The sequence below is a fragment of the Acinetobacter sp. YH12151 genome, from assembly GCF_013418355.1.
Taxonomy (GTDB): domain Bacteria; phylum Pseudomonadota; class Gammaproteobacteria; order Pseudomonadales; family Moraxellaceae; genus Acinetobacter; species Acinetobacter pseudolwoffii.
Map to the genome: position 1 here is coordinate 1 of NZ_VPCG01000004.1, position 12448 is coordinate 12448.

Genomic DNA, 12448 nt, shown 5'->3' on the forward strand with positions numbered 1-12448 from the left:
AGCAACTGAGTGACACCACCAACTACAAGCTGGATGGCAACACGGTGGTGTTGACGCAAGCGGGTCTGGCCTTGGTCAACCGCGGTGAGAAACTGCCAGCATTTACGTTGACGCCGAATGACGGCAAGGTGGACGGCACGGCTGCCAACGTCGATCCGTTGGTGACAGCATTGCCGAGACCCACCATTACCTTGGAACCCATCACTGGCGACAACGTAATCAACAAGTCCGAATCCGAGCGCGACAACGTGCCGATGACAGGTACGGTGGGGGATGATGCGAAGGTGGATGACATCGTCACGCTGGCCGTGAATGGCAAGACCTTCACCGGCAAGGTCTATGATGACAACGGCATCTTGCGCTTCAGTATTGATGTGCCTGGGGGTATTTTGGCTACTACTACGTCCATTACCGCCAGCGTAAGTACTGCGGATGCAGCTGGCAATGTGGGTACGGGCAGTACCGACCATACCTATTCGGTGGATACGGAAGCTACAATAACCATCACCGGCCCGCTGGCCGTTGACGATGTGATCAACGCGCTGGAATCGGACGAGAGTCTGACCATCACCGGCACGACCACGGGCGTGGAAGCAAACCAGCCGGTGGAGGTGGTCGTGGGCGGCAAGATCCACTACGCAACGGTGGGTACTGATGGCAACTGGACCGTGACGGTGCCTGCGGACAACGTGGGTGACCTGGCCGATGGCCCGTTGACGGTCACGGCAACGGTAAGCGACGAGGCCGGCAACGTAGCCTCGGACAACCATGCGGTCACGGTCGATACCGTGCAGCCAGGCGTGACGGTGACTATCACCGACGCGGTGTTGAACATCGCCGATCCCAGCAGCGACCTGACCATCGTCTTCAGCGAAGTGCCGCACAGTGCCACGGGCGTCGCGTTGACATCCGAGCAGGTCAAGGCTCTGCTGAACTTGCCGGCGGGCGTGAGCGTGGGTGATCTGACCACCAGCAATGGCGGCCTGACCTGGACCGGCACTCTCACCGCCGACAGCGTTGTCAATGCGACTGACCTGACGGTAACGGTGCCGGCCAACAGCTACTACGACCAGGCGGGCAATGCCGGTACAGGCAACAGCGACAGCGTGACCGTCGATACCACTGCGCCGACCATCGACCAGGCTGCAATCGGCGACGGCAACCTGTCGCGCGATGAGGCGACCAACATCACCCTCAGCGGCACCACCACCGGTGTCGAGGCGGATCAGACCGTCACCGTGACCGTGACCGATGGGAACGGTGCCACCGTCGTGGTCACCGCCACCGTCGGTACCGATGGTAGTTACAGCACCACCGCCGACCTCACCGGTCTGGCCGATGGCCCGATCACCGTGTTGGCCGAAGTCACCGACAAGGCGGGTAACCCGGCCAATGACAGCGAGGGGGCCACCCTCGACCTGACCGCGCCGACCATCACCATCACCACGGTGGCGAGCGGCGATGACATCGTGCAGTGGGGCGAGAAGACTGGCAGCGGCATCACCGTCGCCGGTACGGTCACTGGCGTGGCCGAAGGCACTACCGTCACCGTGATCTTCAACGATGTGGATGGCAGCCCGATCGTCGTCACCGGCACGGTCGCTGCAGGCGGCACCTGGACGGCTCCGGTCACCCAAGCACAAGCTGCTTTGTTGAAGGACGGCAGCGCCAGCGCCACCGTCAGCGATGCCGCTGGCAACAGCGCGAACACCAGCCACACCTACACCGTCGCTGCGCCGCCACCGCCGGTCATCACTGGTTATGGCGACAACATCGACAGCGTGCAGAGCACCACGGTCGTCCCCGGCGCACCAACGCCTGCCACCACCATTGCTGGGCAGGTGCTGGGCGATTGGCACCAGCCGCAGGGCTTCACGCCTGTCAGCAATGAAGCTGGCGAACACGGCGTGTTCAGTATCGATGCAAACGGCCACTGGAGCTACCAGCTCAACACGGGTATCGAAGCCGAGTTGACCGCTTCGGCAGGTCCGTTGATGGACTACTTCACCGTTACGGGCGCAGACGGCAAGAACTATCAGGTCCAGGTTTCCACCCACGATGCGCAGGTGGAGGTCACCACCGTACTGCTGAAAAACATCGGTTCGGTCGGCAACAGCTACATCGATGACGGCCAGCTTGATGGCGTGGCCGCTGGCCAGACGATCGACTCCGGCAGCGTCACCGTCAACGGCGCGCCGGTTGCGATCGGCGAGGCCATTCGCGTGGCAGCCGGTGAAATCACCATCCACGCCGATGGCAGCTACACCCTGGAGCCGTACAGCAACAACACCGACATCGTGGTGGAATACACCGTCGGTGGTATGTCGCAGAGCCAGATCATCACCACCGCCGCCAATACCGTGAACTACAGCAATGACGTGCTTGGGGACATCACTGGCACGGTGGATCCGGCGCTGGTCAATGAGAATGGTGAGGTCACCTTGCGTCTGTACGCCAACAAGTTCACCACTTCAGATGAGATACAGGGCGTGCCTGGCTTCCCTAATGGTGCTGACGTGACCGTAACGGTGGACCCGAACACTGGCGCATGGACCATCAGTGCGGATCAGTTCCACGACGTGCTACAAACCATCTGGGCCGCTGGCCACCTTCGCAACGACAACATCTACCTACAGGTGAAGGCGGTCGACCCAGTGACTGGCAAGGCCAGCGAGGCCTCGCAGAAATACACCTTCGTCACCGATACCGTCGCGCCGGAAGCCACCAGCGTGGATTACGTCGAAGGTCAGAACGAAGTCACGGCACTGGTATCGGAATACGCTGGTCCGTTCGGTGATCAACAAGGCGCCAATACTGGTAACTTTGTGACCGTCACTTATAACGGCAACGTGGTTGGTACGGGTACGGTGGGCGACCGGATTGCCGGTACCGATTACCTGTCGATCAAGGTGGATCTGAATTCTAGCGGGCTGGGTCTAGCGGACGGGGAAACGTTCGACAGGTCGAAGCTCAAGGTTCACATCACCGACAGTGCAGGCAATATCGGCATCAGCAATGACCTTGTCATTGACCCAGAGGACTTGCTTGATCTGCCACCGGTCATGGTGACGGGCTATGGAGATGCCGTTTCTGGAGGCATACACAACGCCGATGTGATCAACGGCGGTGTGACCAACGACAACAAGGGCACAATTAAGGGCAGCATCACACTGGAGGAAGGGCATTCAGTTACCCACATCCTGGTGTACCTACACAACCTGTCCAACCCAATTATGATCAGCACTACGGCAGACGGCACTCCGCTCGCCGAGGCCACAGGTACGGTGACCTGGGAAGTACCGCCTGAGCGTCTGGGCCCACCGATCACCACCACTGGCTCCCTAGCCGATGGCGCCGTCACGGTGACGGCGCGTGCCTACAACGATGCCACCGGCCTGCGTGGAGAGGTCTCCAGCAACTTCACTATGACCGTGGATACCGCAGCGCCTACCGTGGATGTCGAGATCGACGCGGTCAAGCTGCTGGCTGGCCAGACTACCGATCTGAGCATCAAGTTTAGCGAAGTACCGTACAACGATGCCACCGGCACCGCACTGACGGCCGAGCAGGTCAAGGCATTGCTGAACTTGCCGACGGGCGTGAGCGTGGGTGATCTGACCACCAGCGATGGCGGTCACACCTGGACCGGCACCGTCACCCCGACGTCGGGCATGGCGGATGAAACGCTCACGATCAGCATCGATGCGGGCGGCTACCACGACCGTGCCGGTAATGTCGGTGGCGGCGACAGCGACAGTGTGCGTGTGGATACCCAGGCTCCGATGGTCACTGTCGAAATTGCGGATGGCGATCTGATCGCCGGTGAAACCACCACGGTGACCCTGACCTTCAGCGAAGTGCCGCACAACGCTTCGGGCCAGCCGCTGACGGCGGCGGAAGTCCGTGCATTGTTGGGCAACCCTGCCAATGTCAGCATCGGCAACCTGACCAGCAGCAACGGCGGCCTGACCTGGAGTGGCACCCTCACTCCGAATGCCAACTACGAGGGCAGCACCACCGTGACCGTGGGCAACGGCAGCTACTACGACAACGCCGGCAACGCCGGTAGTGGCAACAGCGACAATGTGGTGATCGATACCCGGCCGCCGAGCGCCGCCGATGACAGCGGTTCGGTCACCGAAACCAGCAACACCGTGCCGGGCGTTGGCTCGGCCAGCGGCAACGTGCTCAGCAACGACGGCAGTGCAGCCGGCACGGTGACCGGGTTCAAGGTCACCGTGGGCGGTGTCGAGTACACCGCAGCGCCGGGTGGGTCGATCACCACCACCTACGGCACCATCACCATCGGCACGAACGGTGCTTACACCTACACCCTGGACAACGGCCGCCAGGTCACCCAGGCGCTCAACAATAACGATCATCCTGTCGAGGTGATCACCTACACGGTGCGGGATGCGGCGGGCAACACCAACACCGCCAACCTCAACATCACCGTCAACGGCAGCAATGACGCACCGACGATTACGATCGATACCGCCAGCGAGCAGCCGCCGGTGAGCGGCGGCAATTTGGGCGATGGCCGGTTCTCCTCGGTTGGCACGGCAGGCGACAACAATGCCAGCACCAACACCATGACCTTCAACGTCGGCACTGGTGTGGACCCGTCCACGGTGCGCACGGTGATTAACCTCGATCGGGTGGACAACACCTTCAGCCTGTTGGTCAACGGCCAGGATATTTTCAGTAACAGAACGGGTTCCACGACCATCTTCCAGCTGGAAAACGAAACCACCACCAGCACGGGGCAGCATGTCGTCACGCTGCGTTTTGCCGATGGCACCTGGCTGGGTGTAGGCAATCCCTGGACTGCCAATAGCAACGGCCTGCCGCGTTTCCAGATCATCATGACCGAGGACGGCGTGCGCTTCTATGCCACCCGCAACATGAACTCCACCGAGTTGGAGGAAATCTTCATCGGTACCCGAAACGGCACGAATTTCGCAACGATCTTCCCGCAAGGGTTGACCAACCCCGGGCTGGGCGTACCGGATTTCGTGCCCGGCGGGAACACGGTGACCGTGGTCAATCCCAATGGCTCAGGCCAGGACCTGATTTCCGGTTATGTGAAGGTCACCACCGGTGGAACCTTCAGCATCAGCGATTGGGACAACGACCAGGTCCAGTCCGCCGCCATCACTCTGCTGGGCACCCAGACCGGCGACAAGCTGATCACGGTGCTGCCGCTGGGCATCACTGCCAGCGAAACCACCGTCGACGGCAACAAGGTGCTGACTCTGACCGGCCCGGCCTCGCTGGCCGACTTCGAGGATGCCATCCGCTCGGTGATGTTCCAGCCGGGCGCGGCGGGTGGCGAGCGGACCGTGCAGATCCAGTTGACCGATCCGAACGGGGCGCAGTCCAACGTGCTCAGCGGTACCGTGAGCGCGGGGGCCACGACACTTGCGGCAGACGGGACTGCAAGCGTGACTGAGTGGACCAATGCCGGTTTCGAGGTGGCGGGCTACACGACCAATGCGACCACGCTCTTTACCAATGGCAGCCCGGCCCAAGGGCTGATCGTGGGCGCAGCGTTGGATGCGGCGTTGGCGGCATCGACGGGTGTGGACGCCAGGAATCAGACGAATGGTTGGGCAGGTGAGCGTGGCAATGGCATCGGTGTGACCGGCGGTACCGATGTCCGTATCTCCGGCACCGAAAGCCTAGTGATCGATATCGGTTATGACGTGCAGTCCGCACGCCTAACCTTCACCAACTTCACCTATGGAGAAACCGCGCTGTGGTATGCCTATGACGCTGCCGGGGTGTTGGTTGCCAACGGATTGTTGAGTGGATTGGGTAATGGTTATATCAATAGTCAGAACACCACCCGGCGGCCTTTCGACCTCAATGGCATCGACGGTGACTTCCGCTACCTGGTCATGAAGGCGGACACCGGCAACTTCCTGGTGGATGGACTGGAGGTGAAGGGCTCGACCAACACCTACACCATCGGCGAGTTCGATTACGGCACCTCGGGTATCGCCGGCAGGAGTGCATCTGCCGAAAGCTTCGTTGCCGATTCGTTCGATGATGATCTGCTGATAAGCGGTTTCGAGAATGACAGCCTAAATGGCGGTGCAGGAAGTGACATCCTCAATGGTGGTTCAGGTAACGATACCTTGATAGGTGGTTTGGGTTCAGACACAGCGATCTATGTGGTCTTAAATGCTGCCGATGCGACTGCTGGCAATGCTACCGATACATGGAAAGATTTCCATTTTGGTGACACTGCTACGGATAGCGAAGCTGACAAAATTGAGTTTAGCGCAGACTTCTTTACCGGATTGCTAGAGGATCACTCAAATATCGCAGACTATATCTCTGTAACTGAGGATGGCGATAATGTCGTAGTGTCGGTAGATCGTGATGGTTCGGCAACCGCCTATCATTCGACAGAATTACTGGTGCTTGAAAATCAAGCGGGTTTAACTTTGGAGCAGTTATTGGCAAACGGTCAAATCATCATCGGTTAATATCATATTAAGGGTGGCTTTCGAGTCACATACAAAGTACAGGGATGTGGATCATCCCTGTGCTTTGAGTTATTTATCCATTGGAGCGTATAACCTTGTGGTTTAGCACGAGGTTATACGCGACTGGCGTAAGTCATACGACAGGGAATGTCGTATTCAATTTCTTTATTCTTCATTACTTAGAAGTATTACTGTTAAAGGGCTTTGTTGCACAAAGATTTCATAACTATATGATTTTAAAAGTTTTGATTATTTTTTGATCCAAAATTAAATTTATTTAAATCAGATGCTTACATATTTATGCAACAAAGCCTCTCTGATGTATAAAGCTCCAATACCTTTAGGGCCAAAAATTTTATGTGCAGAAAGGGAAAGAAAATCAATATTTAATTCATCCACATCAATTTTACTTTTAGATAAGATTGCGCGGCATCAACATGAAATTTGATATTTTTTTTGAAGCAAGCATCGCCAATTTCTTTGATAGGTTGAATAGATCCTAGTTCATTATTTACATGCATAATGCTAACAAGTACTGTATCTTCACGCATATGTGAAATAATATCTTGTGCTTTTACAATGCCATTTACTTGTGGTGCAATATAAGTGATTTCATAATCAAATTCTTTTTTTAAAAAATTACAAATAGATAAGACACATTTATGTTCGATAGTGCTTGTTATAAGAAGTCAGTGTTACTTTTGCCAACACGTCTGATGGTCAGGCAATTACAGTGACAGGTATTGTACAGGCCGATGGTATATGGTCTGCTACTGTAACTGCACAACAAGCGGCAAAATTGTTAGATGGTACGGCAACAGCAACTGTACGGGATCATGGGGATAATACAGCAACATCTGAGGTTGCAAGTTATGTGGTAGATGCTCTACTAGCAAATGTGACGCATTATTATGATGATATTGACAGTGTACAAAACACAGTAACAACTTTTGGTGTATTGTCAGATGTTTCCATCTCTAGCAAAGTGACTGTTGCTTGGGATTCCAATGCCGTTATCGTCGAACAGAGTAATGTGGCAACTACATATGGTACATTTAGTATCGATGCAAATGGAAACTGGACTTATAAATTAAGTACTAATTTACAAAGTACGCTTGATTTAACGAAAGCTCCATTAACTGATATTATTTCTGTGACTGATAGTTTAGGAAAAGCGTATGAAGTTAAAGTATCTATTAATGAGAATGGTTATGCCGAAGGCTGGGTTGGCATATCTGCAACGACTGCTTCATTAAGTGCAGAAACTAATATTGCCAGTGATGGAAATACATTTACTATTTAACCTGAGTTCGATGAAATCCACTTAGCCTTTTAGCATATTTTGGAAAGTTGGCTTATTGGGGTTCAAGCAATAAGCCACTACAGCAGCCATAATATTCACCATGAAGTTGTTGACCGAACGATGACGTGAATGTTCAAGTTGCTGCAAATTTTTTAACTGATCATTTACTGTTTCGATCAATCCTCTTTTGCAAAGCAATTGTTTTTCTTGTTCAGTATGAATAGGTTTATTTTTCATATTCCTGCGTGATGGAGTCAATATTTTTAGTCCTCTGGCTGCTAAAGCTTCAGCTTTTGCTTTGCTCAAATAGCCTTTATCTCCGAGTAAAATTCCTTTTAACTCTTTAGTTAAAGATTCAAGTACAGCAACATCATGAACATTTCCTGATGTAAGTGTGAGATTAATAATTTCACCTAAATTATTGATAATCAGGTGTAATTTAAAACCATAAAACCAACCCGTACTACTTTTTCCACGACCGGCCAAACCTTTAAATACACGATGCCTTTTAATCCGAAGATTATGGCAAACCACCAATTTAGTGGAGTCAATGATACTGATTCCCGTATCTTTTCCTTTCACTTGATGGAAGAAACTACTCAGAGCTTGCAAACAACGGGGCATGATTTCAATAAATCGGTTGTAGCTAAGCAGTTTAGGAAAAGCAGATTTCCAGAATGGAACGATCATTTGGCAATAAAAATATTTGAAGAATCTAAACCCGGATTGATGAAATAAAATGACAATGGTCATTGCTTCAGACAAGCTTAAAGCTGACTTTTTCAGCCTGGTTTTTTGATCAGAAATTAAAGCTTTCTCTAAAGACTCATTAAATTTTTTGCAGAAATCATCCAAAATACAAAATAATTCGGTAATATGATCCATTGAAAAGCCTTGTTTTATAACATTTTGTCTTGAGAACCAATATGTTACAAATACAGGGTGAACCGTACCGGGTTTGTCGGAGACTTTTTTATTTAAGTTAGGCCACCTGACCTAACGGGTTAATCTTATCATAGTACATTGCTTCAAACTCAAAAGGCGATACATAACCCAGTGCACTGTGTACACGCTTTTTATTGAACCAATCTACCCAGTTTAGTGTCGCAAGTTGTACATCTGCTAAACCTTGCCAATCTGCTTTTAAATATTCAATCACCTCTGTTTTGTATAAGCCATTCACCGTTTCAGCCAGAGCATTATCGTATGAATCACCAGTTGTACCGACTGATGCTCGTAAATTTGCAGCTTCTAAACGATTGGTATAGCGAATAGAAAGATATTGAACACCTCTATCGGAATGATGAATCACATTCTTTGGCATGCCTCGATCGTGCAATGCTTGCTCAAGTGCATCGAGTACCATATCTGTATTCATCCGTGTAGATACTTTCCATCCAACAATTGCTCGTGAGAACACATCAATAATAAATGCGGTGTAGACCCAGCCAGAATTGGTTTGAATATACGTAAAGTCACTGACCCATAATTGGTCAGGTCGATCAGCACTAAAATTCCGTTTCACTAAATCACTTGCCCGTTTTTGATCATCTCGGCTGCGGGTAGTTTGTTTGTTCTTACCACGCCAAACACCTTGTATATCTAGCTTTTGCATCAATCGAGCAACTGTACAACGTGCGATAACATAACCTTCACGTTTCAATTGTTGCCAGACCTTACGCACACCATATCGACCTGAACTTTCTTTCCAAATTCGTTTAATTTGTTCAGCATGATACTCATCATGTAGATCTCGTTTCGCTCGATGTTCTGGATTGTCAGCGAGATCTAAAGTTCGGTAATAGGTTGAAGCTGCGATCGGTAAAATCCTACAAATCGCATCAACACCATATAAGTCTTTATTGTTATGGATGAAATCCACCATTATTTGTGTGGGCGGTCGAGCTCCGCCTGGGCGAAAAAAGCGGCTGCTTTACGTAGAATTTCATTGGCACGCTTTAATTCTTTAATTTCACGTTCCATTTGCTTCATTTTTTCTTGATCAGATATCTGTTGTACTTTAATAGGATTTTGCTGATCTAAATGCTTTTGATGCCAGGCACGAAGTGTTTCAGGAGTACAACCAATCTTAGGCGCAATTGCTGTGATTGCAGCCCAAGTAGAAGGATAATCTTTTTCAGATTCAATCAATAATTGAACCGCTCTTTCTCTGATTTCAGGGGTATATTTTAATTTTGTCATCGGGGTAGTCTCTCAGAATATTGACTCTCCGACAAACCCGGTACGGTTCACTATCTAGTTAAGTATTTCTAATAAAACTATAAAGTGATACAGTTGACACAAAAAATAAATGTTCAAAATATACATTTATTTTGATATAAAGGGTGGTGTTTCAAAAAGTATGCTAGTTAATTCTGTCAATAGAGAAATTGAAAATAAGTAAATTAAATTCACTATATTTTTAATGCTTTATGAGATATCAATTGTGGTTAAAATATAATCAGCATACTTTTTGAAACACCACCTGATATAAAGATGTTGAAATGTGCACTGCGTCACAATAATAATTTTTCAGTAGATTCATGGAAAGATATTTGTGTAGGAAATGTGCTTGAAATTGTTCCTTAAATTGTTCTAAGTCCACAAGGGATAGTTATGTTGAGATTGTCACTTTTAGCTGTTGTAGCTTCATTGGGGGTAGCGGCTTGCACATCAAGCCCATATACGAAGCCATCAGATTTACGTTTTCAGAAAAAAACGCAAGAAAATAATCAACCTATTGTATTAAAGCGAGATGAGAAGCTTTGTGGTGGTGATACAGCAGAACAGCAAAATTGCCCGATTGAATTTTATATTGACAGTATTAAAGCTGGAAATTTTTATATAAATAATTCGGCTCAATATGCATTGAAACCAGAAACATATAATTTCAAAGTAAAAAACTGTACTGAAGAATCATGCCAAAGTTGTGATGTTGACTTAAACGTAGGAAAGCTAACAAGCAATGAATTTGTACTCTCTGTCAATACAAACGGTAAACCTTTTATTTCCAATAATGGTCAGCCTTTAAGTTGTGAGGTGAAGCACAAGGTTGCTGCTCAGGAACAGATAATACGAGTGGATTTAGCTGCGGACACTTTATTTAAATTTAACGGTTCTTCCTTGAATGATTTACTGCCAAAGGGGCGTCAAGAGGTCTTGAATGTTGCTTCGCAAATTCATAACAACTTCGTTTCTGTAAGCCGCATTAATTTAGTTGGTCACACAGATCGTTTGGGAAGTGATAGCTATAACAATCAATTGGGGCAAAACCGTGCAGACACAGTACGCAACCTGTTGGTTCAAAACGGTGTATCTGAAAATAATATTTCAACGTCTAGTGCAGGCAAAAATCAACCTGTGACGAATGGTTGTTTTGATGTAAAACAGCGTGAAGAACTCAAAGCTTGTTTACAGCCTGACCGCCGTGTAACTGTCGAAATTACAGGCATTACTAAATAGTTAAAGTTTTAGAAGATAAAAGAATATAATTTTTTGGGTAAAAATATGACTAATTTTATTGTAATTGAGAAAGACTCATTAAATAAGTCTACAGTAAATGCGACACAGATTACATTAACCGAAGCTTCTATTGTTCATACTAAAATGAGCCGTGATGACGTCGACGAATTTATCCGTGATGGCAATAACTTAGTGCTTAAGTTAAAAAATGGTGAAGTTGTTGTTATTGAGAATTTTTTTATAACATATGACGATGTCGCTTCAGATTTGGTTTTTGAAGAAGATGGGTGTGTTCTATATTGGTTTGATGGCGTATCGGGTTTTAAAGGCATTCCAGGATTAGAAGCATTATTGCCTGCTGTTGAAAGCAGTCAACTCGTTGGATTGTTACCTTGGTTGGTGGGTGCTGCTGTAGTTGGTGGCGCTGCAGCAATTATTGATCACAATGACAAGGATGAAGAACCGAAAGATACTACAGCACCAACTGTTGAGATTAATGATGGTGGTGATGGTGTTATCAATCCAACTGATCTTGTCAACGGCAAAGTTACAGTGACTGTTAAGCCGACCGAGCCAGTTGTAGAGGGTGATAAGATTACGATCACTCATCCAGATGGTTCAATAGAAGAAATTGAAGTTACAGCATCAAGCAAAGATGACATTAACAACAATGGTATTACTGTTGAAGTAACTCCTGCTGCGGAAGGTAAAGATACAGTTGTTACCGCAACAGTGACCGATAAAGCTGGCAATACGTCACCAGAAGGCAGCGATAATTCAACAGTTGACTTGGTAGTTCCGGGCGATGTTGACGGTGACGGTGAAAAAGACCTAACAGGTGCGCCAGTTGTTGAAATTCAAGATGGCGGTGATGATGTCATTAACCCATCAGATGTTGATGAGAATGGCAAAGTTGATGCAAAAGTAACCTTCCCGAAAGATGCGGGTTATAGCGTTGGTGATACTGTTGTGATCAAAGATCAAGATGGCACTGAACTGGTTAACCGTCCATTAACAGCTGAAGACCTTGAAAACGGCATTACTGTCAAAGTAACTTCTGCAGCGGAAGGTGAAGACACTATGTCAAACATAACGCTCCTTTCATTCATTTTAAATTTGAATTTATCTTAAGTTAATTTTGGATAAAGATAGATAAAAATTGTAATGAAAATGGCTGCAATTACAGTAC

General features: G+C 49.0%; 6 protein-coding genes, 1 pseudogene and 1 other annotated feature. Of the genes and pseudogenes, 4 read left to right on the plus strand and 3 right to left on the minus strand.

Going from position 1 to position 12448, the window contains the following annotated elements; translation table 11 throughout:
• The first annotated feature begins 44 nt into the window (after positions 1–44).
• Positions 45–6494 (plus strand): Ig-like domain-containing protein, encoded by a 6450-nt coding sequence (locus FTU82_RS02220; RefSeq protein WP_218947720.1) that lies wholly within the window; start codon positions 45–47, stop codon positions 6492–6494.
• Positions 6495–6776: 282 nt separating this feature from the next.
• Here FTU82_RS02220 and FTU82_RS16375 read toward each other — a convergent pair.
• Positions 6777–7177, minus strand: a pseudogene (locus FTU82_RS16375) (aminotransferase class V-fold PLP-dependent enzyme).
• A gap of 50 nt (positions 7178–7227) precedes the next feature.
• On the opposite strand from FTU82_RS16375, the gene FTU82_RS16380 reads away from it, so the two are divergent.
• A complete protein-coding gene (locus FTU82_RS16380) occupies positions 7228–7797 on the plus strand; it encodes a VCBS domain-containing protein (protein WP_180100994.1) in 570 nt (189 codons plus the stop codon).
• Between the two features lie 21 nt (positions 7798–7818).
• Here the strand turns inward: FTU82_RS16380 and FTU82_RS02235 are convergent, their stop codons facing one another.
• Both FTU82_RS02235 and FTU82_RS02240 read right to left on the minus strand, forming a co-directional pair.
• Entirely contained in the window at positions 7819–8682 is an 864-nt protein-coding gene (locus FTU82_RS02235; RefSeq protein ID WP_005265583.1) for an IS982 family transposase, read from the minus strand.
• 97 nt (positions 8683–8779) lie between these two features.
• A protein-coding gene (locus tag FTU82_RS02240; RefSeq protein WP_180100995.1) for an IS3 family transposase occupies positions 8780–9999 on the minus strand; the annotation gives its coding sequence in 2 pieces (ribosomal slippage) (positions 8780–9723 and positions 9723–9999; 1221 coding nt in all).
• Positions 9608–9724: a sequence feature (AL1L pseudoknot), on the minus strand. It overlaps the preceding gene by 117 nt.
• Positions 10000–10413: 414 nt before the next feature.
• On the opposite strand from FTU82_RS02240, the gene FTU82_RS02245 reads away from it, so the two are divergent.
• Both FTU82_RS02245 and FTU82_RS02250 read left to right on the plus strand, forming a co-directional pair.
• Complete coding sequence (locus FTU82_RS02245) at positions 10414–11259, plus strand: OmpA family protein (RefSeq protein WP_163120772.1); 846 nt, start codon at positions 10414–10416, stop codon at positions 11257–11259.
• A 45-nt stretch (positions 11260–11304) separates the two neighbouring features.
• Complete coding sequence (locus FTU82_RS02250; protein ID WP_180100996.1) at positions 11305–12390, plus strand: BapA prefix-like domain-containing protein; 1086 nt, start codon at positions 11305–11307, stop codon at positions 12388–12390.
• Positions 12391–12448 lie beyond the last annotated feature (58 nt).